General features: G+C 33.2%; 30 protein-coding genes. 9 read left to right on the top strand and 21 right to left on the bottom strand.

Features of this window, described 5'->3' with window-relative positions:
* Window positions 1-9: 9 nt before the first annotated feature.
* The 9 genes from HT586_RS03145 to HT586_RS03105 all read right to left on the bottom strand — a co-directional run bounded on the left by HT586_RS03145 (window position 10) and on the right by HT586_RS03105 (window position 4,857).
* Window positions 10-525 carry a methylated-DNA--[protein]-cysteine S-methyltransferase gene (locus HT586_RS03145; protein ID WP_133353885.1) on the bottom strand — a complete coding sequence of 172 codons (516 nt, stop codon included), beginning with the start codon at window positions 523-525 and terminating at the stop codon, window positions 10-12.
* Between the two features lies 1 nt (window position 526).
* Window positions 527-829: a GNAT family N-acetyltransferase gene (locus tag HT586_RS03140; RefSeq protein ID WP_238999310.1), complete on the bottom strand. Its 303-nt coding sequence runs from the start codon at window positions 827-829 to the stop codon at window positions 527-529.
* A gap of 396 nt (window positions 830-1,225) precedes the next feature.
* Window positions 1,226-1,651: a hypothetical protein gene (locus tag HT586_RS03135; protein WP_203546275.1), complete on the bottom strand. Its 426-nt coding sequence runs from the start codon at window positions 1,649-1,651 to the stop codon at window positions 1,226-1,228.
* 1 nt (window position 1,652) lies between these two features.
* A complete protein-coding gene (locus HT586_RS03130; RefSeq protein ID WP_232508185.1) occupies window positions 1,653-1,862 on the bottom strand; it encodes a helix-turn-helix transcriptional regulator in 210 nt (69 codons plus the stop codon).
* 20 nt (window positions 1,863-1,882) lie between these two features.
* On the bottom strand, window positions 1,883-2,311 hold the full coding sequence (locus tag HT586_RS03125; protein WP_096077221.1) for a hypothetical protein: 429 nt from the start codon (window positions 2,309-2,311) through the stop codon (window positions 1,883-1,885).
* A 157-nt stretch (window positions 2,312-2,468) separates the two neighbouring features.
* The gene (locus HT586_RS03120) at window positions 2,469-3,113 is read right to left on the bottom strand and encodes a C40 family peptidase (RefSeq protein ID WP_188018274.1); all 645 of its coding nucleotides are present in this window, start codon (window positions 3,111-3,113) and stop codon (window positions 2,469-2,471) included.
* 422 nt (window positions 3,114-3,535) lie between these two features.
* Window positions 3,536-4,039 (bottom strand): GNAT family N-acetyltransferase, encoded by a 504-nt coding sequence (locus tag HT586_RS03115; RefSeq protein ID WP_096077223.1) that lies wholly within the window; start codon window positions 4,037-4,039, stop codon window positions 3,536-3,538.
* A gap of 4 nt (window positions 4,040-4,043) precedes the next feature.
* Entirely contained in the window at window positions 4,044-4,310 is a 267-nt protein-coding gene (locus HT586_RS03110; protein ID WP_096077224.1) for a hypothetical protein, read from the bottom strand.
* 91 nt (window positions 4,311-4,401) lie between these two features.
* Window positions 4,402-4,857, bottom strand: a complete 456-nt coding sequence (locus HT586_RS03105) for a C40 family peptidase (protein WP_096077225.1) — start codon at window positions 4,855-4,857, stop codon at window positions 4,402-4,404.
* 382 nt (window positions 4,858-5,239) lie between these two features.
* Here HT586_RS03105 and HT586_RS03100 point away from each other — a divergent pair, with 382 nt between their 5' ends.
* Window positions 5,240-6,718, top strand: a complete 1,479-nt coding sequence (locus tag HT586_RS03100; RefSeq protein WP_203546274.1) for an aldehyde dehydrogenase family protein — start codon at window positions 5,240-5,242, stop codon at window positions 6,716-6,718.
* A gap of 194 nt (window positions 6,719-6,912) precedes the next feature.
* Here the strand turns inward: HT586_RS03100 and HT586_RS03095 are convergent, their stop codons facing one another.
* The gene (locus HT586_RS03095; RefSeq protein ID WP_203546272.1) at window positions 6,913-7,872 is read right to left on the bottom strand and encodes a bile acid:sodium symporter family protein; all 960 of its coding nucleotides are present in this window, start codon (window positions 7,870-7,872) and stop codon (window positions 6,913-6,915) included.
* Between the two features lie 96 nt (window positions 7,873-7,968).
* Here HT586_RS03095 and HT586_RS03090 point away from each other — a divergent pair, with 96 nt between their 5' ends.
* Window positions 7,969-8,211, top strand: a complete 243-nt coding sequence (locus tag HT586_RS03090) for a hypothetical protein (protein ID WP_188018280.1) — start codon at window positions 7,969-7,971, stop codon at window positions 8,209-8,211.
* 53 nt (window positions 8,212-8,264) lie between these two features.
* Here the strand turns inward: HT586_RS03090 and mqo are convergent, their stop codons facing one another.
* Together mqo and HT586_RS03080 are read right to left on the bottom strand one after the other, a co-directional pair.
* A complete protein-coding gene (gene mqo, locus HT586_RS03085; protein ID WP_203546270.1) occupies window positions 8,265-9,755 on the bottom strand; it encodes a malate dehydrogenase (quinone) in 1,491 nt (496 codons plus the stop codon).
* 181 nt (window positions 9,756-9,936) lie between these two features.
* Window positions 9,937-11,316, bottom strand: coding sequence for an MFS transporter (locus tag HT586_RS03080; protein WP_203546268.1), 1,380 nt, complete (start codon window positions 11,314-11,316; stop codon window positions 9,937-9,939).
* Window positions 11,317-11,537: 221 nt separating this feature from the next.
* Between HT586_RS03080 and HT586_RS03075 the strand changes: the two genes are divergently transcribed.
* Window positions 11,538-11,963 (top strand): 6-pyruvoyl trahydropterin synthase family protein, encoded by a 426-nt coding sequence (locus tag HT586_RS03075; RefSeq protein WP_203546267.1) that lies wholly within the window; start codon window positions 11,538-11,540, stop codon window positions 11,961-11,963.
* Between the two features lie 81 nt (window positions 11,964-12,044).
* On the opposite strand, the gene HT586_RS03070 is transcribed toward HT586_RS03075, so the two are convergent.
* Together HT586_RS03070 and HT586_RS12585 are read right to left on the bottom strand one after the other, a co-directional pair.
* A complete protein-coding gene (locus HT586_RS03070) occupies window positions 12,045-12,515 on the bottom strand; it encodes a DUF805 domain-containing protein (protein WP_203546265.1) in 471 nt (156 codons plus the stop codon).
* 86 nt (window positions 12,516-12,601) lie between these two features.
* Entirely contained in the window at window positions 12,602-13,075 is a 474-nt protein-coding gene (locus HT586_RS12585; RefSeq protein WP_203546263.1) for a DUF805 domain-containing protein, read from the bottom strand.
* 202 nt (window positions 13,076-13,277) lie between these two features.
* On the opposite strand from HT586_RS12585, the gene HT586_RS12395 reads away from it, so the two are divergent.
* Entirely contained in the window at window positions 13,278-13,463 is a 186-nt protein-coding gene (locus HT586_RS12395) for a hypothetical protein (protein ID WP_238999308.1), read from the top strand.
* A 222-nt stretch (window positions 13,464-13,685) separates the two neighbouring features.
* Here HT586_RS12395 and HT586_RS03055 read toward each other — a convergent pair whose 3' ends face one another.
* The gene (locus HT586_RS03055) at window positions 13,686-14,501 is read right to left on the bottom strand and encodes a Cof-type HAD-IIB family hydrolase (RefSeq protein WP_203546260.1); all 816 of its coding nucleotides are present in this window, start codon (window positions 14,499-14,501) and stop codon (window positions 13,686-13,688) included.
* A gap of 25 nt (window positions 14,502-14,526) precedes the next feature.
* On the bottom strand, window positions 14,527-15,963 hold the full coding sequence (locus HT586_RS03050) for a 6-phospho-beta-glucosidase (protein WP_203546258.1): 1,437 nt from the start codon (window positions 15,961-15,963) through the stop codon (window positions 14,527-14,529).
* Between the two features lie 124 nt (window positions 15,964-16,087).
* On the opposite strand from HT586_RS03050, the gene HT586_RS03045 reads away from it, so the two are divergent.
* Genes HT586_RS03045 through HT586_RS03035 form a run of 3 tightly spaced genes read left to right on the top strand, consistent with a single transcriptional unit; the run spans window position 16,088 to window position 17,201 of the window.
* Window positions 16,088-16,792 carry a GntR family transcriptional regulator gene (locus HT586_RS03045; protein WP_203546253.1) on the top strand — a complete coding sequence of 235 codons (705 nt, stop codon included), beginning with the start codon at window positions 16,088-16,090 and terminating at the stop codon, window positions 16,790-16,792.
* A 50-nt stretch (window positions 16,793-16,842) separates the two neighbouring features.
* Window positions 16,843-17,013, top strand: coding sequence for a hypothetical protein (locus HT586_RS03040; RefSeq protein WP_203546251.1), 171 nt, complete (start codon window positions 16,843-16,845; stop codon window positions 17,011-17,013).
* Between the two features lie 23 nt (window positions 17,014-17,036).
* Window positions 17,037-17,201 (top strand): hypothetical protein, encoded by a 165-nt coding sequence (locus tag HT586_RS03035; protein WP_203546250.1) that lies wholly within the window; start codon window positions 17,037-17,039, stop codon window positions 17,199-17,201.
* A gap of 34 nt (window positions 17,202-17,235) precedes the next feature.
* On the opposite strand, the gene HT586_RS03030 is transcribed toward HT586_RS03035, so the two are convergent.
* The 4 genes from HT586_RS03030 to HT586_RS03015 form a co-directional block, all read right to left on the bottom strand.
* The gene (locus HT586_RS03030) at window positions 17,236-18,117 is read right to left on the bottom strand and encodes an Ig-like domain-containing protein (RefSeq protein ID WP_096077240.1); all 882 of its coding nucleotides are present in this window, start codon (window positions 18,115-18,117) and stop codon (window positions 17,236-17,238) included.
* Window positions 18,118-18,230: 113 nt separating this feature from the next.
* Complete coding sequence (locus HT586_RS03025) at window positions 18,231-18,710, bottom strand: DUF805 domain-containing protein (protein WP_203546248.1); 480 nt, start codon at window positions 18,708-18,710, stop codon at window positions 18,231-18,233.
* A 38-nt stretch (window positions 18,711-18,748) separates the two neighbouring features.
* Window positions 18,749-19,258 (bottom strand): DUF805 domain-containing protein, encoded by a 510-nt coding sequence (locus tag HT586_RS03020; RefSeq protein WP_203546247.1) that lies wholly within the window; start codon window positions 19,256-19,258, stop codon window positions 18,749-18,751.
* Window positions 19,259-19,400: 142 nt separating this feature from the next.
* On the bottom strand, window positions 19,401-19,793 hold the full coding sequence (locus HT586_RS03015; RefSeq protein WP_203546246.1) for a hypothetical protein: 393 nt from the start codon (window positions 19,791-19,793) through the stop codon (window positions 19,401-19,403).
* A 167-nt stretch (window positions 19,794-19,960) separates the two neighbouring features.
* Between HT586_RS03015 and HT586_RS12505 the strand changes: the two genes are divergently transcribed.
* Together HT586_RS12505 and HT586_RS03010 are read left to right on the top strand one after the other, a co-directional pair.
* Window positions 19,961-20,083 carry a hypothetical protein gene (locus HT586_RS12505; protein ID WP_269152466.1) on the top strand — a complete coding sequence of 41 codons (123 nt, stop codon included), beginning with the start codon at window positions 19,961-19,963 and terminating at the stop codon, window positions 20,081-20,083.
* 87 nt (window positions 20,084-20,170) lie between these two features.
* Window positions 20,171-20,344, top strand: coding sequence for a hypothetical protein (locus HT586_RS03010; RefSeq protein WP_203546245.1), 174 nt, complete (start codon window positions 20,171-20,173; stop codon window positions 20,342-20,344).
* A gap of 134 nt (window positions 20,345-20,478) precedes the next feature.
* Here HT586_RS03010 and HT586_RS03005 read toward each other — a convergent pair whose 3' ends face one another.
* Window positions 20,479-21,273: a GNAT family N-acetyltransferase gene (locus tag HT586_RS03005; protein ID WP_203546244.1), complete on the bottom strand. Its 795-nt coding sequence runs from the start codon at window positions 21,271-21,273 to the stop codon at window positions 20,479-20,481.
* Window positions 21,274-21,340: the final 67 nt, after the last annotated feature.

Raw genomic sequence — 21,340 nt, 5'->3', positions numbered from 1 at the left:
TTCCTCCTATTAATTAACATATGGTATACCTTCTATAACCAATAATTCTATCTTCATATCTAAACCCCCGCTGAAACCAGTGAGCTTTCCACGCTTTCCGATTACACGATGACATGGTACTACAATCATAACAGGATTTGCACCAATTGCACCACCGACAGCACGAATCGCTTTCGGGTTATCGATCATTTCACTAATATCACTATAACTTCTTGATTCACCAAAAGGTATTTTTAAAAGTGCATCCCAGATTGATTTCTGGAAGTCAGTACCGTGTAAATCAAGCGGCCAGTTAAAGGTCTTTAACTTACCGCGAAAATATCTTTCAATATCTCTTATATATTCGCTATTCTTCTCATCAGCAGGGTAACCAGTAATACGTTCTGCATCAGAAATAAATCGCTTGATATGATGATCAACATATTCTGTCGTATCATCATTTGCAAAGAAGATAACACCTAAGTCGCTTGATGCTAATACGAAACCGCGTTCATTAATATCAAACTGACTAATATAAATATTCATATTACGCTCCTTTTAACGGTGAGTTCGAACCAAAAGCAGGACGCTCCATATCAACATGTGGAATTAAATCTACAAAATAAACGTCAGATACTGTATCAAACCCAAAACTACCGTAAAATCTTTCTAAATGTGCCTGACCTTGCAGGTGTAAATTTAAATAATGATGATGTGTATCAATATATTGTAACGCCTGATCCATCAATTCTTTAGCAAGACCCATACCACGGAAATCAGGATGCACGATAACACGACCAATATGCACCGTATCCGCTTCAGGAATAATACGCGCGTATGCAGCAATCACACCTTCTTACTCTTTATATATATGTACACAATTTAAATCCTTCTCATCGATTTCTTCATAATAGCACTGCTGCTCTACGATAAAAGTATCCACTCTAAGTTTATATATCTTGTAAATCTCCAAAGATTTAAGCTCTTCGAAAAATTTATAATGCCACATACACCTCAACCCCTTTATATGTTTATTTGATTGTATTATAAGGAAGGAAAATAATAAAGGTTAAATAGAAAAAGTCCGATAATTTGAGCATATCGGACTTGTTTTTTGATTTTATGTGATTATGATGTGTGTCTTGTCCGATTTAAGTCAGATATCGGACTTGTTTTTTGAATTTATGCGATTATGGTGTGCGTCTTGTCCGATTTAAGTCAGATATCGGACTTGTTTTTCTCCAATTTAAGACTTTGCGTTCTTATATAATAAAAAACCTATCCCATAAACGAAAAATACCAAGCATAAAACGATTGAACATGACATGACCGAAAACTTTTCTATCTCCATTGCAATAGCGTATAAAATAAATGCGATTGGTACATAAAATAATAATATAGGCAGCATTATCGAATTATATTGATTTGCAATTAATTCGTCCCTCTCATCCGTAATCTTAATGTCCAGCCCACCAGGGTTCTTCTTATACTGAGTATAAAACATGACACCCCATCCAATTATAGCTCCTAAAAGTGACGGCCAATATTGTTCTATATTATATAATTGATCTGGTCTTTTGAAATAGTTGATGAACATCGTTGTAAGTACCAATATTACAAGATACAAAAGAAAATAATGAATCTGTTTACGAAGTGTGATACCTTTTTTCATTTTAATCCTCCTCCAGTTTAAATAGCGCATCAATTGGTACATCGAAGTACTGCATAAGCTTTAAAGCAAGTTCTAAACTTGGGTTATATTTATGGTTTTCTATTGCGTTAATCGTTTGGCGTGTAATATCCAGATCCTTGGCCATTTGAACCTGAGAAATATTACGTGACGTCCGATGTTCTTTAATATAATTGATAACGATGGTGATCACCTACTTAGTTAATACTTATTTTACGAGTTAATTTTATGAAAAATAGTATATCCGATTTCGTAAATCATTAATAAAATCCACCATGCAATCGAAAGTTGAAAAAAAGATATACTTTCAATTTTAAATGGTAATGCTAACAACATAAATAAACATGGCAAGTATAAAAATAGAAAAGGAAATACTAATGTATTATATTCCTTTGATAACATTTCATCTCGCTCATCCGTAACTTTAGTATTCAAGTTTCCCGGGTGTTTCTTTTTTGATATGAAGTAGACAATAATAGTTCCTGTTAATGCTCCTATAAACATCGGCATATAAGCATTTATATCATACAATTTTTCTGGATGCATAAAATAATTAATATAATAATTACTCATTAATATTCCTAAACACGCTATCAGTGAATTTCTAATTTGCTTTTTTCTCGTTAAATTTTTGGCAATCATAATAATCCCCCTTTGTTAAAAGTGTAAAGATATCTTTACAGATAATATACAATAATTAACATCATGTGTAAAGATATCTTTACACAAATTTTTCCCAAAAAAATATCTCTCACTAATATTCAAGTGAGAGATAATAGAAATTAATATTAAGTTCTAATTAGAATCTGTAATATCCATCAACTGATCCAGAGATGAATGATACTGAACGTTGGCCGATTCCTGCTGATGGGTTTAACGCATCAACCATTTGTCCGCCACCGATATAAACACCTACGTGACTGTAGTTGTTAAAGAATACTAAGTCACCTGGTTGCGGTGCTGATACTTGTGTACCAGCTGCTGCTTGAGCATAAGTTGTACGTGGAATTGATTTACCCATTGCTGCTAATACTTGTTGCGCAAATGATGAACAGTCAACTGCTGTTGCTGAGTTTGCACCATATACATATGATTTTCCTGCTGCAATTGATAATGCTACTGAAGCTACATCATTATTTACAGCCACTGAAGTTGGTGCTTTTTGTACAACACGTGTGCTTTCAGTTACTGCGTTATTAGAAATGTTTGAAGTTGTATTATTTGTGTTATAAGTATTAAAAGTATTATTTGATGTTGAAGTTTGTGCAACTGGTGCATGGTAAGTGTTTGTCGATGCTGAATATGTTGATGTTTGAACTGGTGCTGAATATGTAGAAGTTGTAGAGATATCAGTTCTTAGTTCTGCTGCTGCATCTGCTGAGTTTGTTGGCACTAATGTTGCTACTGTTGCTGCTGTCGTTAAAGTTAAGAAAGTTTTTTTCATAATGTTTAATTCCTCCAAGAATTGTTTATATATTAGTATAGTATTTAATTCAATTATTTAGTTTGCAATTTTGTCGAACTCGATACATAATTTCAAGTCGTCGTAATCACTTGTCCAACTATAACATGGATAAACATTAAAAAGTGTGATGTAAATATTTTGTTAACGAAGTGATATATTTTTTCAAACGCTGTAATATTAGTAATTTTGTCGAAAATCCCATACCTATAGTATAGAGAGAAGTTATTTAAATATAGAATTTGTAAACATTATCCAAGAATATTACGAAACTTTAATTCAAAAAAGCGCACTGTAACATAGTTGTTACAGTGCGCTTTTACACTTTTTTAGTAGCATTACTTATTATTTTACTATTCTAGATCATAATTATTTAGTTCAAAATTGATTATGTTTTATTATATTTACTGAAATGCTTCCGAATAAATAACTGTCCCCTGAATACCTTTTTCTTTAACTTTTTCTGATGCTCGTACCATAAATACATCATCCGGCACTCCAAATGGGGCTTTAATATTATATATTGATGCTTTTACAAACCCAAATTTATTGTAATAACTTGGATGACCTAATATTACAACAGGAATGGATAATGGGATCATTGACAAGGTATAATGCAATAACGCGGTACCTATCCCTTGTTTTTGATAATCGGGATGTACAGATAATGGTGCCATCGCAAAACCATCATATACATCTATTTTTATTTTTGAATACATAATATGTCCTACAATCTTATTATCAATTGTTGCTACTAATGTTAATTCTGGAATATAACTATCTGATCGCATTAATTCTTCTACCAATGTATGTTCCTGATTATCACTCGTCGGTTCATTTTCAAAGGCAAGTTCTGTTGTACACATGATTTCTTTTAAATCTTGCAAAGTAGCCTGTCTAATATGCATATGATTACTTCCTATACTTTTTATTTAGTACAACTAATATAATAATCATTGTGAAAGGCATAATAAATTCATATTGTGGTGCTGTCATACGGGTAATACATGAAATGACTGCAAATATTATAAATGTATATCCCATATATAAATATAATTTTCTATAATTCTCTTTTTTGTATTTCGTATTTACATTTGCATTAGCGATTTGTTTACTGAGATAAATTAAATATCCTCCCATCGCTAACATTAATATGTACATTAAATAATTTAAAATCATTGTTAAATCTCCTTTCCTTCTATTATAATGCAATAACTTTATATAACAAAAAAATACACCACATTACGTGATGTATTTTGTATATAAGTTATTAGAATCTGTAATATCCAGTAACTGTACCGTAAAAGTATTTAATTGAACGCTCACCAACACCAGCTCTTGGGTTTAAAGCATCTACCATACGTCCGTTACCAATATAAACACCTACGTGGCTTCCACCGTTGAAGTATACTAAATCACCAGGTCTCGGATTGTAAACACGTTTACCTGCTGCCATTTGTGCATAAGTTGTACGAGGGATTGATTTCCCCATAGCACGCATAACTTGTTGTGCAAATGCTGAACAATCTACTGCGTAACGATTGTTTGCTCCGTATACGTATACTCTGTTTGCTGCGATAGAACGTGCTACTGATGCTACATTATATGAATTATATTTTTTATATTTATAAGTTGTTTTCTTTTTAGTTGCTGCGTCTGCGTCATGCGTTGGTACCGATGTGAATACTACTGCTGATGTAACTGCTGCTAATAATAATTTTTTCATTATATATATTTCCTCCAGAATTTTCTTTTATAAGTTTGATTGTCTGTTCGACTTCTTGAAATAATCTTAACACCGAAAAATATCAAAATGTGCATTGTAATAGACTTGTTACATAACTTATACGTTTTATGACACAATGTTACAAAATTGCATTAGACTTTGTAACATTCATAAAACATCGATATGACAAGCTTTAAAGAGATTTGTGTGTTGAGATTGAATCGTTTTTTGAGATTAAATATTACAAAATGTAATATAAATAAGATGTTTAATTAGATTGATTTCAATGTCCAAACTGATTTTTTGCAATATTTAAATACTATCGTTTATAATTATGTAAGCACTATCATTAAAATAATTGTTAAATATAGGAGGAAAAAACATGAGTAACATATTAAAAGAACAATATGGTTTATTTATTAACGGAGAATTTGTTGATGCAGAAAACAAAGAAACGTTAGAAGTTAAGAGTCCTGCAACAGGTGAAGTATTAGCGAAGATAGCAAAAGCAACTACAGGTGATGTAGATAAAGCTGTCAAAGCAGCTGGTGAAGCTTTTAAAACATGGAGATATTCAACAAATACAGAACGTGCTGCTTTATTAAATAAGATTGCAGATATTATGTATGAAAATAAAGATGATTTAGCAATGATTGAATCTATAAACTCAGGTAAAGCAATCCGTGAATCAGCTAATATTGATATTCCAATGGCTGCGGATCACTTCCGCTACTTTGCCGGCGTAATCATGGCTGATGAAGGAACGAGTAAATACTTAGCTGAAAATACATTAAGTATTATTCGTCATGAACCTATCGGTGTCGTTGGGGCAGTAGTAGCATGGAACTTCCCGATGTTACTTGCATCCTGGAAACTAGCACCTGCATTAGCTGCTGGTAACACTGTTGTTATTCAGCCTTCATCATCTACTCCACTTTCTTTATTACATTTAGCAGAGTTAATCAAAGATGTATTACCTAAAGGTGTATTAAACATATTAAGTGGTAAAGGTTCAGAATCTGGAGATGCAATCTTCAATCATGAAGACGTTGCAAAAGTTTCATTTACAGGATCTACTGAAGTTGGATACGGTGTAGCGAAAGCTGCAGCTGAACGTTTAGTACCAGCAACGTTAGAGTTAGGTGGTAAATCAGCGAACATTATTTTTGATGACGCTAATATCGAACAAGCAATCGAAGGTGCACAATTAGGTATTTTATTTAACCAAGGTGAAGTATGTTCAGCTGGTTCAAGACTTTATGTTCAAGAAGGCATCTATGATGAATTTGTCGGTAAATTAAAAGAAGCTTTTGAGACAATCAATGTAGGTGATCCATTAGATCCAAACAATCACTACGGTTCTCAAACTGGACAAGCTCAAATCGATAAAATCGAAGAATACATTGAAATTGCGAAACAAGAAGGATTAAACATCGTTACTGGTGGAGAACGCTTAATGGACAACGGACGCGATAAAGGATTCTTCTTCCCACCAACAATTATTGAATTCGATGACAACAAATCTCGTTTAGTTCAAGAAGAAATCTTTGGACCGGTCGTTGTTGTTTCTAAATTCAAAACACAAGAAGAAGTAATTGAGAAAGCTAATGATTCAATCTACGGTTTAGCTGGTGGTATCTTCACTTCTAACATTAACCGTGCGTTACAAGTAGCTAATCAAATGGATACAGGACGTATCTGGATTAACACTTACAATCAAATCCAGGCTGGATCACCATTCGGTGGTTACAAAAAATCAGGTATCGGTCGTGAAACGTATAAAGAAACTTTACGTCACTATCAACAAGTTAAAAACTTATACATCGATTATTCTGATGCAGCAAAAGGTATCTATAAATAAGAGCGTTTAAAATGAAATGTCCCGCCACAAATTTGTAGCGGGACATTTTTCGTTTTATTTAGTAGCAGAGATTTGTACGGCATAATAGTAATTACGTTGTTTGTTAAGGTCATATGCCACTTTCATTGCGATAGAACTTCTTTTGAATGTTTTACGCAACGTATTTTCTTTATGATCTTTATTTTGTAACCATATTAAATAACATCTAAATGCTGTTCTTTAATCGGTCTTCTCTTTTCAAGTTGTGTACTCACGATACTCGCTAAAAGTTGCTGAAAGAGCATGCCAAAAGCAACTGGTAATGCAACTTTAGGTGGAAAGTAAGTTGTCGCTACAATGACACCAGTCGAAATATTACGCATGCCACATAAAAATGTTATAGTTACATGCCGAGCGTAACTACATTGCATAAAGTGACTCATTACACTGCTAATGACATAACCACTCACTACAACAACGAATACAACCGCAATGATAATAACTAATTCTCTCGAGAAATCTTTCATATACGGTGCAATCGCACCACCATTGACAAAGATAATACCAAACAATGCAAGTTTACTGAATGGATTCAGTCTGTTACCTATCTTGTCAGGTATTTTTCCATGACTTGCTTCATTGATGACAATGGCAACTATAGTAGGTACAACAATCATCAGTATAAGATCAAAAATTAAATCTCCTGTGTCTATTTTCACCGATTTGCCTGAAACAATATGCATCGTCAAAGGAATGATCACTGGTGCTAAAAATGTATCAAGCAATACAACAGCCAAGCCTAATGGTAAGTCTCCTCGACCGACATTTATCCAGATGATGCTCGTAACACCCGTTGGTATGCACATCAACATTACAAAACCAATCACGAGTAAATGATCATCAAAAATTAGATTTGCAATGAGATAGCTTAACACCGGCATAATCAAATGCAGAACAATCATACAAAACAATATGTCTCTCGGTGCTTTGTAGAAAATATTCAAATCACTAAACTTCATCTTCATACTGCCCGAAAACGTCATAAATGCGAACAAACACGGCACTAAAATTAAAAAGTGATGACCAAATTCATCAAAAATGACGCCTAAAGATAAACTTATTAGTGTAAGCAATGCAATATTTTTCTGTAAAAATTTATTCATTAAATCAATCAACGATTTTCTCCTAAAATAATAATTATTATCTATCATTTATCATAAAAACCTGGGTATGATAAAAGTGTAGCACAATATATAAATGAGATGATTAAAATGATAACATTCGAAATCCTTCTCTATATTGTTATAGACACAATCGGCATCATAATACTGGTTAATTTCTCTAAAAAAATTATTATGTTTATCAATGAAAAACAAACACATTCAAATGATACAATATTTGATGGTTCTACTAGTACTTTAACTCAATCAGGCACTGTTGATAAAGACTGCAATGATTCATCTTTCTTCGACAATGGTTGTGACTCTCGCGGAGGAGATGGTGGTGGCGACTGAAGTCATCAAAATTAGTATAAGGCAATGCCAAATTTGGCATTGCCTTATCTTTATTATTTCTCTTTTAAACCTAGCGTTTTAGCAGTGTTTGCATTAATTTCTTCAAATAGTGCTTTGTGCTCTGCTAACTTCAGGCCATACGATGGAATCATCTTCTTAATTTGAGGTTCCCATTCAGGCATTCTATCTTTAAAGCATTTATCGATTACTTGTAACATAACATGTACTGCAGTTGAAGCACCCGGAGATGCACCAAGTAATGCTGCAACGCTGCCATCTTCAGCAGTAATAACTTCAGTACCAAATTGTAATGTACCTTTACCACCATCTTCAGTTTCCTTGATTACTTGTACACGTTGACCTGCAACAACGATTTCCCAATCTTTCGATTCAGCATTTGGAACAAATTCACGTAACTCTTCCATACGTTGTTCATGTGTTTGTAACACTTGAGAGATTAAGTATTGTGTTAATTTCATCTCTTTACCACCAGCAGACAACATGTTTGTAACATTACCTGGGTTGACTGAAGCTAATAGATCAGTATATTTACCAGTCTTTAAGAACTTCGGACTAAATCCAGCAAAGGGTCCAAATAATAACCCACGTTCACCATCGATATAACGCGTATCTAAATGAGGTACTGACATCGGTGGGGCACCAACTTTAGCTTTACCATAAACTTTAGCTAAATGCTGTTCAACAACTTCCTGGTTCTTACACACTAAGAACAGACCACTTACCGGGAATCCACCAACACCACGTGCTTCAGGAATCTTTGTCTTTTGTAATAAAGGTAATGAATAACCCCCTGCACCGATAAAGATAAATTTAGCATTGTGAATTTCTGTCTGTTTACTATTTTGGTCATACACTTTAACATTCCAGCTACCGTCTTCAGCACGCTTAATATCTTTTACTGTATGTTCATAGTGCGTTACAGCACCATTAAAAGATTTCATCACATCAAATAAATCTTGTGTTAATGCACCGAAGTTCACATCACTTCCTGCTGCCATACGTGTGATAGCAATACGCGCATTCGGGTCACGACCTTCCATCATTAATGGCGCCCATTCACGCATTTTATCATGATCTTCAGTTAACTCCATACCTTGGAATAATGGATTATCTTTAAATGCTGCTAAACGATTCTTTAAGAAACGAATATCGTCTTCACCTTCTACAAAACTTAAATGCGGTACCGGCATAATAAAGTCCTGAGGATGCTTTAATTTACCTTCATTAACTAAATAAGACCAGAACTGTTTAGATAATTGAAACTGCTCATTAACATTCACGGCTTTATCGATATTGATATTCTTATCTTTATCTTCAGTCGTATAGTTTAATTCACATAAAGCAGAGTGACCCGTTCCTGCGTTATTCCATACGTTTGAACTTTCCAGACCAGGTGCTGAAAGTTTTTCAAATACTTTAATATTAATTGCCGGATCAAGTTCTTTAAGTAATACACCTAAAGTCGCGCTCATTATCCCGCCACCGATTAATATTACGTCAGTTTGTTTAAATACTTTTTTCATTTTATATCCCCCAAAACATCTATAATATATTTCCATTATAGACCTTTTTTCATCATTTGTAATACTAGTATAATGAAAATCCAAAAATATTGTAACCGTATTCATTATTTTATTATTATTTCTTCAAATATTAGCCGATTGAAGCCTAAAAAAAGACCTCAATCAATGAGGTCTTCAAAATTTATATCTTCTTTCTTAAATCATCTTTAGGAACTGTAATTTGAATGGCAACAAAAGAAATGATAGCCATCAAAGCATTTGCCAGAATACCGATCATCGCACTCGTTGCTAAACCAAATTTCATACAGAAACTGTAGATTGCCATACTAATTGCAATACCAAAAGCACCACCTAAAGCTGAAGCCATCTTATAAATACCTGATGCGACTCCTACTTTTTCTTCAGGTGCCGTTGCAACTGCTGTATCAGTAGATGGTGTTGCATAAAGGCCAAGTCCTAAACCAAATAAACCAAATCCAATTACACAACTAATGATATATAAATTTTCCGGTAAGAATGTGAGTGAAATCATCACGATACCAACGCAGACTATCGCTGAACCAAGTAACATCGGCTTTTTAGCACCCATCTTCTGTAGTAACTTTTCACCAACGATAATCATCGACAATACTGTTACCACATATAAAATAGAAAGCATACCAGTCTTACTAGAAGAAAAGCCTAAACCTTCCTGAATATATGTATTCGCTACAATCAACGTACCTGCAACTGCATTTAATAAGAAGTTAGAAATAACAGCACCTAAATACGGTTTATTCTGAAATATATGAAAATCTATCAACGGATTGATTTGACCTTTCTCTATCTTAATAAAAGCAACAAAGCTCACAATACTTAATATAATAAGTCCGATAAATATTGGAGACGTAACACCAAGTGTACCACCCTGCGTAATCACGATATTTAAACTTAACAATAGAACAATCAACGTAATTAAACCAATTAAATCAAACTTCATATCGTTTGGTTCATCAGATTTCGTTTCCGGTGTGCCATGAATTAAGATCATAGCGAGACTCGAGAATATAATAGAAATGATAAATATCCATTCCCAGCCAAAATTCTTAGCAATCATCCCCCCAAATAAAGAACATAAACCTGAACCACCCCAAGAACCAAATGACCAATAACTCAGCGCTCGTTGGCGATCTTTATCATCGTAATATGCTTTAATAATTGATAACGTAGCTGGCATGATACATGCTGCAGAAATACCTTGAATGATACGACCAATTAATAAAAAAGCAGTCATATGTGTAGCGATCATTGTAAATGAACCGATAATACTTAATATTAAACCGATCTGCGTCATCTTTACGCGACCGACTTTATCCGCTAAACCACCAGCACCAACGACAAGCATTCCTGAAAATAATGCCGTTAAACTGACCGCGATATTAATGACGTCAAGACTACTGTTAAAATGATGCTTCAGATCTAGTACAACAATAACAAGCGACTGAGCAAATAACCAATATGTTAATATACCAAGCACAATACCTAGAACTAATTTTCTACCACCCTTATAAGGTGTATCCATGCAAAAGACTCCCTTTTTCCTCTTTTTCCAATTCCTATATACCCGAATAATCATTATTTTAGCATAATATTAATCATTTTTTCTGAAATTTTAGTTTATAAAATAATGAAATATTACACAACCTACATCTACTACAAAATATATTTGAATAAATAAAAGTAATAACTTACGATGAAAATAGATTAAAATATCAATGTATTAAACTCTGAAAGGAGCATAAAATGAATCCATTAGAACATATTCAGCAACCACAGCAAACTTCTTATTATCAAAAAGATATCTTACTGAACCTATCCTTCACATTTACAACAACCAACCGTATCTTCTTTCCAAACGGCAAACACAAAGATCTATTTAATCATAACTACAAATTTGATATTAGCATCAAAAGTCCAGTTGATACATATGGCCTCGCTATAGACTTCTATAAGATAGAACGTGACTATAATGAAAAAATTGCACCACTATTAAATGCACCAATCCTAAACGAATCACTACCTGTGATGAATACCACTGTTGAGAATATCGCTTATTTTATATGGCAACAGCTTGAATTATTACTCGATGAACATTCTGAAATCCAGACACTCACCTTATATGAAACAATACATCACAGTGTCACGTTAAATAAAGATATGATGCAATAAAAAAAGTACTGCTGACCACACCTGGCGTCAGCAGTACTTTTGATTTTTCAATAATATATTTTATTATGATTATCCATCAAACTAAACTATGTGATTTTTAATGTTATTCTTATTAAAATAATTCGTTGGAAGAAGGGCGTAGCATACAAAAGCAATTATAACTATAGCGAAATAAGTATTAATAAAAAGTTCAGACTCTAAAAGGTTGAATTTAATTTCAAACATATACTTTGCCAAAATAATAATACACATGATACCGATAAAAATTTTCCATATTCCCATAGCATATTTATAATATTGATTATCTTTTCCAACATCATTTATTCTTCGAGTGACTGCAGATAACATCGGCATACTGAGTATTAAAAATAATATGATTATTACTGGTAAGAACAAAATATTATATTCAATTTTCTCTATCCAAGGGATTGAAAAAGTCAGCAAAAATAATAAAGCTATATTTAATAAAAACGGTATCCAGAACTGATATCTGTTATCCCTTTCTTCATTATTGAATGTGAGCGACCAGAACCTTTTGTATGTGTCTAACATTTAACCCACCTCTTTTTGTTGTATTAACAATATTATACAACCTCTTAAAAAAAAGTAAATATAATTATCAGAAAAGACTGAAAATATTATGAGTGATTCAATTCATGATTAGATTTGTAAAAGTTTGATGGTAATGTGCAATACCATAATATAAATATGATCTTAATACCAAAATAGGTAGTCAATGCAAATAAAATAAACATGTTATCTTCATTAACATGTGACTTATTTAAATAATAGATTCCAATTATCATCACTATCGCAGACAATATTAAATAAAAAATATCAAATATCCTTTTAATTTTAGAATCGCTACCTACATCGTTTACTCTTCTGTTAATTGCACTGTATACCGGAGTCATTGTAAATATTAGGATTAGAATAAATACAAATATAGAATCTGTAATATCACCCGCAAAATTATCTTGTTTAATAAAGATGAAAAAAGCTATAAAGCTTAATAGGATATGTATCAAAAAAGGTGGCCAGAATTCTTTCCTATCTTCTCTAATATTGTAATCAAAACTTTGAAGTAAAAATCTTTTATATAATTTAATCAAGTTGCACCTCTCATCGGCTAATTAGGTATTATATCTATTACTCGGCAACGTGCAATACCATAACAAAAAAATGATATAACTTAAAAATACAACCATCGCATATGTATTGAAATGACCCATTCCTATTAGCTGAATGTTAAAAAATATTCTTAATAAATAAATTATCGCTCCAACTAATACCAAAATAGAATACAAAAATTTCATGCGCTTAAACAAAAATGAATTAGTACCAACATCATTCACTCTTCGTATTACAGCACTTGTTACTGGCCATACGATTACAGTAAATCCAACTAAAAATAAAGGTAAGCATACTAATGATAAAAGAAACCGATTCGTAAATAAAAATACAAATATTCCTGTAAAAGCGATTAATAAAATGAACTGAATTAATATAGACGACCAAAATTGAAATCGTTTATCTCGTTCGTCATTTACAAATGTAAGATTCCAAAATCTCCTATATGCTTCTCCCATTCAATTCACCTCTTTCAACCTTATTAACAATATTATACATCTTGTTAAAATAAAGTAAAAGTAATTATCAGAAAAGACTGAAAAATAATCAAATAAAAAAAGGCGTACTCTCGCACGCCCTTCATCACAAAAACTATAAATCAAGTATCTCTTCCAGTACTTTTGCGATACCATCGTTATTATTATCATCCGTTACAATATCAGCAACCTGTTTTAGATTCGGATGAGCATTTCCCATGGCAACACCGATGCCTGCATCTTGAACCATTTCCATATCGTTTAATTGATCACCAAATGCAATGACATTGTCTTTAGCAATATTTAATCCTTCGCAAATATGATCCAATGCACTCGATTTATTTACACCTTTAGCAGTAATCTCTAAATAAAATGGTGTTGAACGGATTGCACCAAATGTATCACCACAGATTTCCAATATTTCTTCATCAATTTCATCAATATGGGAAGGATCTGCTGTAAGTAAAATCTTCATTGGATCAAAATCAAGTGTTTCATGTAAATCATGTGTGAGATTAAAATTCAGTCCATGATCGCGGTATTCATGAATTACATATTGATTATCTGCGTTATTTGCATATAAATCTGTACCATTATCAACGATGTGGATAATGTTTAAATGCGCTATTGCCTTCAGAAAATCTTTCGCGTCCTGATTCGTTAATGACTGTTTATATTTCACTTCATTCGTTTCAATATCTATAACCATACCGCCATTGTAAGCACCTATTATGCCATGATGTTTATCAAGCGCTAACTGTTCTATCTCAAATTTAAACCCTGTTCTCGGGCGTCCTGATACAAGTGCTACTTTTATACCTTGATCTTGAGCTTTCATCAGCACTTTTTTCGTTCTTTCTGTAATCGTTCTATCATCAGCTATTAATGTTCCATCACAATCTAAAGCAATTAATTTAATATCTTTAGCCATAAATACACACTCCTTATTGTTTTAATTATAGTTCTTCACCATTTGTTGCGATCACTTTTTTGTACCAGTCGAATGATTTCTTCTTACTACGTTTCATTGTGCCTTTACCTTCGTTGTCACGATCAACATAGATCATTCCGTAACGTTTTTTCATTTCACCTGTCGTAAATGATACAACGTCAATAATACCCCAAGGTGTGTATCCAAGTAATTCTACACCATCTTCTATTACAGCATCCTTAACTGCTTCAATATGTGAACGGAAGTATTCAATACGTGTATCATCATTAATTGATCCATCTGCTTCAACCGTATCAATCGCTCCAAATCCATTTTCTACAATAAATAGCGGGATTTGATATCTGTTATAAAGTGTATTTAATACATATCGTAATCCAATAGGATCGATTGTCCAGCCCCAATCAGAAGATTTCAAATATGGATTATCAATGCCACCTTTAAGTCCACCGTTTAAAATGCTTGTTGGATCTGAAACCGCATCATGCTTCACTGTCGTTGACATATAGTAACTAAATGCTAAATAGTCTACTGTCCCTTGTGCTAATATCTCTTCATCACCTGGTTCAATCGGTAATGAAACACCTAAACGTTCTAATTCTTTTAATGCATAAGCAGGATACTTACCTCTTACCTGTACATCTGGGAAGAAGAAACGTTCACGGTTTGCAATTTCAGCTGCCATAATATCCTTTGGATTACATGAATATGGATAGACCGGAACATGCGATACCATCGCACCGATTTTAAAGTCCGGATTAATCTTACGACCCGCCTGAACTGCTAAAGCACTAGCTAGTAACTGGTGATGGGCTGATTGATACATCACTGTACGAGCATCTTCATCTTCTTCTACGCGAATACCTGCATTCGTCCATAAGAATAAAGGATTTCCTACGTCCATCTGGTTATTGATTTCGTTGAATGTCATCCAGTATTCAACTTTATCTTTATATCGTTCAAACACCACTTCTGCAAAACGAACGAAACATTCAACAACTTTACGACTTCTAAAGCCACCATACTCATGGGCTAAATGTAATGGAATTTCAAAATGACTTAAAGTAATGACAGGTTTAATATGATGCTTTAATAATTCATCAAATACGTCATCATAGAATTGAAGCCCTTCTTCATTCGGCTCTAACTCATCGCCTTTAGGAAAAATACGCGTCCATCCAATTGAAGTGCGTAATACTTTTAGTCCCATTTCAGCAAACATCGCAATATCTTGTTTATAATTTGAATAGAAATCAATCGCCTCATGATTCGGATAAAATTCATTATCTTCAACTTTATCGGTAATTCTACGTGGTACACCATGTGCGCCTGCTGTTAATACGTCAACAACCGATGGACCTTTGCCCCCTTTGTTCCAGCCACCTTCAAATTGATGTGCAGCTAGTGCGCCACCCCATAAAAAATCTTTATTTAATTTAGTCATAACAGCCTCCAGGTTAGTTCATATTATATATACACATTATAATTATACCGGTACAATTTAGCAAGTGTCATACAATTAAAAAAACGATATAATTAAGATAGAATAAAGAAGCGAGGCATTTATTATGAATAAATACGAAATTATTGCAAACTCAATCGAACAATATATACATGACAATAAATTAGAACAAGGTACAAAATTACCAAGTTTAGATCAGCTGATGAAAGAACATAATGTTTCTAAAAGCACCATCACGAAAGCGCTCGATACACTTGAGAAACGTGGTGCAATATTTCAGCAGCGTGGAAGCGGGATATTTGTGAGACGTCAACGTCGTGAAGGATATGTCAGTTTGCTGACGAATAGAGGATTTACTGCTGATTTAAAGGAATTCAATATTACATCTGAAGTTCTTAAATTAGATAGAATTAAAGCAGATGACGAAGTAAAAATGAATCTTCATCTGGAAGGGAATGAAGAAGTTTATTACGTAGAACGCCTGCGAAGAATCGATAATGGTATTTTATGTATTGAAGTGTCTTACTTCCCGGTTAAACTTGTACCATATTTGAACAATGAGATTGCTGAAGGATCCATCTTTAATTACTTAACAGATGCTTTAAAATTTAATATTAGTTTTGCTGATATTTATATGCATATTGATGAACTCAATGACATTGATGCTAAGAAACTTGAACTGAAACAAGGTAATCCTGCTCTGTTTTTAGAACAAGTTGTCTATCTAGCAACAGGTGAGCCATTTGATTTCTCAAAGATTACGTATCACTATAAACATTCGAAATTCTTTGTACAGGCTACAAACTACTAAATATACATTTTATGTTATAATGAAATAAAAATGTAGAAAGTGGTGTTCATATGGATTTCATCGGCTCATTCGGGATAGCACTCGCAGGACTTATTCCAATGATTATTATTTTCCTTATTCTGTTGGATGGTTACAGAACGAAATTAAATTCAGAGAAGATTATTGTACAGAATGAAGAAATCATCGCTTTGTTGAAGCAAAATAGTAAGGATAAATACTAATGGAGTGGATTGGAGTAACTGTAATGTCCATCCTATACATCCTTATGTATTTGCTGCCTGCTTTAATCATAGGTTTTGTATTATCACATATTTACAACACGCGTCAAAATACAAAATATATCATTAGACAAAATCAAGAAATGATTGAACTGCTTAAAGACATTAAAAATCAATCAAATATAAAATAAACACGCACAACCTTGATGGTTGTGCGTGTCTTCATTATTGATATTTTTTCATAATTGATTTAAGTTTAGCTTGTGCTGCTTGATCTTTTGAAACAATCATATTGTAACCTTTGCCTGGTGTAAATGTGCTCCCATAACCTTTATTATTATATTCACCAAATCCAGCTGAGAAACTCATATGTTCACGTTTTTTCTTAAGCTCATAAACTACGCCGTTATCACCTAACACATATTTTGTAACATAAGTCTTAGGTTTAGCAATGTTAAAATAGCCCTCTGCTGTAGACGTGTTATATCCGTCTTTAGAGTAACCGTACAGATTATCTTTAGGACTATAGAAAGCTACGCCTCCGATAGCGTGTAACCCAAATGCATAATAGCCTGGATTATTAAAATCCTGCACCTGCAAATGACCATGAGGTGTTCCAGCAAACCAATCACCTTTTCCTGCAGCACCATGATCAAAGAATTTAGTCGTCACAGCTTTACGTTCTTGCTTCCCTTTCAGCGATGCCCATTTCACAAAATCATTGGTAATTGCATAACGTTCTGCTAAAGTAAATTTCTTCACTGCTAATTGCTTTTTCTTTTTATAGTTACCCGTTACAGTTATTTTCGTTTCGGGACTTTTTATACCTTTAGCTGTCTTATAGAATATGCGTAACACATTACCTTTTTTCTGAGGTTGAATCGCAACAGTAGCACTACCATAATCACCAGCTTTTGCTTTACCTAAAGATTTACCACCTTTATAAATATAAACCGTACTATTCTTTGCTGCATCCACATCCACAAACCCAGCAGTATTACTTACCTTCCAAACTGTTACTGGCTTCTTTAAAGCAGCATTTGCTTCTCCGCCAATTAGGGATGACACTAGCGTTGCACCAAGCACTACAGGTAATAATTTTTTCATGGTCTAAACCTCCAAGGTTAATTTTGTATTCGATTTCATTATACACAAATTATTTCTTTATTACCCTCAGTCCAAAGGCTTATTTACAAAATATTTACAATTAATAAAAACTACTATTTACTACCTGTCTTCAATGAAAAAATAAATAACATATAAACTAGATAAATAAATGGCAGCAGTAAAATAACATAAAATATTATTTCTACCCATATCACATCACCAGGCAAACCTTGCCCCATAATCGCAAATAATAAAATATAGAATGTATAACATACTGGAAAAAATCCAATTAGCATCGCATGAATACCCTCAATCTTTAAATCATTACATCTACGCATCATTAATGAGATGAGCGGAATTAAAAATACGACTACAATCAAAAGATGATATAACTGCCAGTTTAAATCGAATAACATTTCAAACAAAGGCTTCTTCAAATTAAATCCTAATTTCGGTAATCCAAGCATCGGACCAATCGTAAACACTAAGATAATACATAAAATGTGTGGCCAGAATCCCATATTAAATTCAGTTTTGTTTGAACGACCTTTGAAATTAAAAGTATTTTCCCAGAATTTGATATAAGCCTCCATGTTACCACTCCTCTATTTCAATTTTTCACCAGACCTTATTAGTCTATGTATTTTGGATCTTCACCATATTTATTTGGACCACGTGTACCTTCGATACAAGCCATAATAAATAATACAATTGCAAAAATGAAAATAAGCACGTTCAGAACGAGAATAAATATAACCATAGGTCCATTGAATGAGAATAATTCATCGACTGAATAGTAATAACCTAGGATGGTAAATGGTATTGATAATACTGAAAAAATGATGCAGTAAATACCATTAACATTAATATCTTGTAATCTGCGACAGCCTAGTGCCATACCCGGAATGAATGCTACCCAGTAAAATAGATCGCCTATAATAAAATTATAAATATCATCAAGATTGAATTTTTCCTGCGTAATAATATCTAAAACTAAAAATATCGCACCCACTAATAAAAATATTAATAAGTGCCCTAAACCAGATAACCAATACTCTTTTCGACGTGAACGTCCGTTAAATTTAAATCCGTTCACCCAGAAACTGATGACAGCATCTTTCATCGACATTTCTCTTTCCATAAATAACCACTCCTTTTATATTATTCTAGCATTGAATAGAAGCAGTGAACCTTAAAATTACCTTAAAAAAACTCCACCAAGATTGGTAGAGGTATAATTAATTTTTATTTAGTTAATTGCATTGGTATATGTTAAGTAGGGATTATTTTTCATGCGCTATCAGCTTAATATACATCTTCTCTTTATTTTCTTTCTTGTTCGTTGAATATACCTCAAATTCCGCTTCTAACCCTTTATCAATTTCTTTAATATCCTTTAGTTTCATCACACCGTCTTTATAAATCGGATTCCCAGCAAGTTTTATGGTCAACTCATTCTCCTCATAAGAAACTAAGCCTTTACGCGTCACCTTACTTTCATCTGATGAAAAGATTACTTTATCATCGTTGAATGTCATATATCCCATTGTAGTGAAGTTACTTTTTGAACCAACCTTGGCAATATACTGATTACCATCTAGTTCTTGCTTCAATCCACCACATGCTGCAAGTAAGAATATTAACATGAACCATAACACGATTAATACTTTCTTCATCTCTTTCTCCTCAAATCCCAAAACTTTATTAAGATGTATTTACCCCTGATGACGTAATACAAACAGTTAAAAGGTCATTCTATAAACCTTAAATTTACCTTAAATTTCAAAAATTCTCTATATTTTTACAGTTTTCGTCTTATATTAAAAGAAAGAAGGAATGTTTTATGAAAAATTTATTAAAAGTCGGAATTGCTTCGACACTTCTACTTGGACTATCACCTGCTGTCGCTGATGCTAAGACACCTGTGAAGTCATCAACGAAGACTGTTGCACCTTATTACAAATAGAATGGTTACACAGGTTACAGCCGCAAATTCGTACTGGATAAAGATTTCAAACGTGTGTTAAAAAACTCTAACGTAACGGTAAATGGTATGAAAGTAACAAAAAGTGTCACTGCGAAACAAGCTGATCCTGCGATAATGGCATTAGCAAAATACTATGAACATAAAAAGTTCAACAGCAAATTATTAACAAAGAAATATGACACACTAGGTCTTAAAGTTGGTAAAGAGCATTTCGTTATCCAGATGCTAGTCTTTCTTTAAATGTCTTTCCATTAAAGAAGATTATACCATCACTCCATCTTATGATTATCTTAGCTAAAAATAATTATATTTACACGTTATATTTATGGACGATAAATTCAATTTATCGGCCATGGATCACGCAATAACACTGTTCACTTATCCGCTGACGGCACTCTTAACAATTCATAACGTCCACTCACTAACTCGTACCCTTGTCTTTGATACATTTCTCTCAATGAATCGTTACCGTCAGCAATTAAGATGACTTGTTTACCAACTTGTTCTGCATAATGCCATATTACTTGTTGTAATGCTGTTCCAACGCCCTGCTTACGCATCGCATCCAGCACATAGAAGTCATCTAGTTCCACATACTGCGTGCTTTCTATCGCTTCAACTTTACCAGCTGGAAATCCATGCTGATAACCAACAAACTGCAGAATTTGCAGATTTAATAAATCACGTCGATGCGTTCTCTCTTTAAGATTAGCAAAATCCTCACCATACTCTAATTCCCCCTCACGACAAACTTGAAGAAAATCTAGGAATACATCATCATTGTTTAATACTTGAACAACTTCAATCTCTGTATCTTTTGTTTTAGGCATCTCTTTCAACAAATAAAGTTCCATCTTTTCAACAGTAAATCCTAAAGCCTTTGCTTTCTCCTGCAACGCATCATTCAGCACTTCATTCTCCGGAAATATAAACAGTGCGTGTTTTTGTCCACGTTGTTCATGAAATGTCTTTTGCGTTTCAAAGTCTGTCATAAATATATCAACATCCGGCATCACTTTATATTGAAAGTAATTAGCATAATATTTAACGAGCTGGCTCGGTGTGTGGTAATGAATATATCTTTCATTTTCTTCAAATACGTCAGAGTCATTATGCGTATTTGCAAAACTAGGGTGAATTACTTCTTTGTTTATATTTTGATCTCCCATGTTATTCTCCCCTTATCATTTTATATTTATCATACTAAAATGTAATAAAAAAGACCCGTATCATCTG

Origin of the sequence: Macrococcoides bohemicum, assembly GCF_016865215.1 — a bacterium.
Taxonomy (GTDB): domain Bacteria; phylum Bacillota; class Bacilli; order Staphylococcales; family Staphylococcaceae; genus Macrococcoides; species Macrococcoides bohemicum.
Note: the sequence above shows the minus strand (reverse complement) of the source record. Positions and strands in the feature narration are given on the sequence as shown.

Coding starts and splice junctions, on each gene's coding strand:
- HT586_RS03145 (WP_133353885.1), bottom strand. CDS start 525: ATGAATATTTATATTAGTCAGTTTGATATTAATGAACGCGGTTTCGTA.
- HT586_RS03135 (WP_203546275.1), bottom strand. CDS start 1,651: ATGAAAAAAGGTATCACACTTCGTAAACAGATTCATTATTTTCTTTTG.
- HT586_RS03125 (WP_096077221.1), bottom strand. CDS start 2,311: ATGATTGCCAAAAATTTAACGAGAAAAAAGCAAATTAGAAATTCACTG.
- HT586_RS03120 (WP_188018274.1), bottom strand. CDS start 3,113: ATGAAAAAAACTTTCTTAACTTTAACGACAGCAGCAACAGTAGCAACA.
- HT586_RS03115 (WP_096077223.1), bottom strand. CDS start 4,039: ATGCATATTAGACAGGCTACTTTGCAAGATTTAAAAGAAATCATGTGT.
- HT586_RS03110 (WP_096077224.1), bottom strand. CDS start 4,310: ATGATTTTAAATTATTTAATGTACATATTAATGTTAGCGATGGGAGGA.
- HT586_RS03105 (WP_096077225.1), bottom strand. CDS start 4,857: ATGAAAAAATTATTATTAGCAGCAGTTACATCAGCAGTAGTATTCACA.
- HT586_RS03100 (WP_203546274.1), top strand. CDS start 5,240: ATGAGTAACATATTAAAAGAACAATATGGTTTATTTATTAACGGAGAA.
- HT586_RS03090 (WP_188018280.1), top strand. CDS start 7,969: ATGATAACATTCGAAATCCTTCTCTATATTGTTATAGACACAATCGGC.
- mqo (WP_203546270.1), bottom strand. CDS start 9,755: ATGAAAAAAGTATTTAAACAAACTGACGTAATATTAATCGGTGGCGGG.
- HT586_RS03080 (WP_203546268.1), bottom strand. CDS start 11,316: ATGGATACACCTTATAAGGGTGGTAGAAAATTAGTTCTAGGTATTGTG.
- HT586_RS03075 (WP_203546267.1), top strand. CDS start 11,538: ATGAATCCATTAGAACATATTCAGCAACCACAGCAAACTTCTTATTAT.
- HT586_RS03070 (WP_203546265.1), bottom strand. CDS start 12,515: ATGTTAGACACATACAAAAGGTTCTGGTCGCTCACATTCAATAATGAA.
- HT586_RS12395 (WP_238999308.1), top strand. CDS start 13,278: ATGCGCTTAAACAAAAATGAATTAGTACCAACATCATTCACTCTTCGT.
- HT586_RS03055 (WP_203546260.1), bottom strand. CDS start 14,501: ATGGCTAAAGATATTAAATTAATTGCTTTAGATTGTGATGGAACATTA.
- HT586_RS03050 (WP_203546258.1), bottom strand. CDS start 15,963: ATGACTAAATTAAATAAAGATTTTTTATGGGGTGGCGCACTAGCTGCA.
- HT586_RS03045 (WP_203546253.1), top strand. CDS start 16,088: ATGAATAAATACGAAATTATTGCAAACTCAATCGAACAATATATACAT.
- HT586_RS03040 (WP_203546251.1), top strand. CDS start 16,843: ATGGATTTCATCGGCTCATTCGGGATAGCACTCGCAGGACTTATTCCA.
- HT586_RS03035 (WP_203546250.1), top strand. CDS start 17,037: ATGTCCATCCTATACATCCTTATGTATTTGCTGCCTGCTTTAATCATA.
- HT586_RS03030 (WP_096077240.1), bottom strand. CDS start 18,117: ATGAAAAAATTATTACCTGTAGTGCTTGGTGCAACGCTAGTGTCATCC.
- HT586_RS03025 (WP_203546248.1), bottom strand. CDS start 18,710: ATGGAGGCTTATATCAAATTCTGGGAAAATACTTTTAATTTCAAAGGT.
- HT586_RS03020 (WP_203546247.1), bottom strand. CDS start 19,258: ATGGAAAGAGAAATGTCGATGAAAGATGCTGTCATCAGTTTCTGGGTG.
- HT586_RS03015 (WP_203546246.1), bottom strand. CDS start 19,793: ATGAAGAAAGTATTAATCGTGTTATGGTTCATGTTAATATTCTTACTT.
- HT586_RS12505 (WP_269152466.1), top strand. CDS start 19,961: ATGAAAAATTTATTAAAAGTCGGAATTGCTTCGACACTTCTACTTGGA.
- HT586_RS03010 (WP_203546245.1), top strand. CDS start 20,171: ATGAAAGTAACAAAAAGTGTCACTGCGAAACAAGCTGATCCTGCGATA.
- HT586_RS03005 (WP_203546244.1), bottom strand. CDS start 21,273: ATGGGAGATCAAAATATAAACAAAGAAGTAATTCACCCTAGTTTTGCA.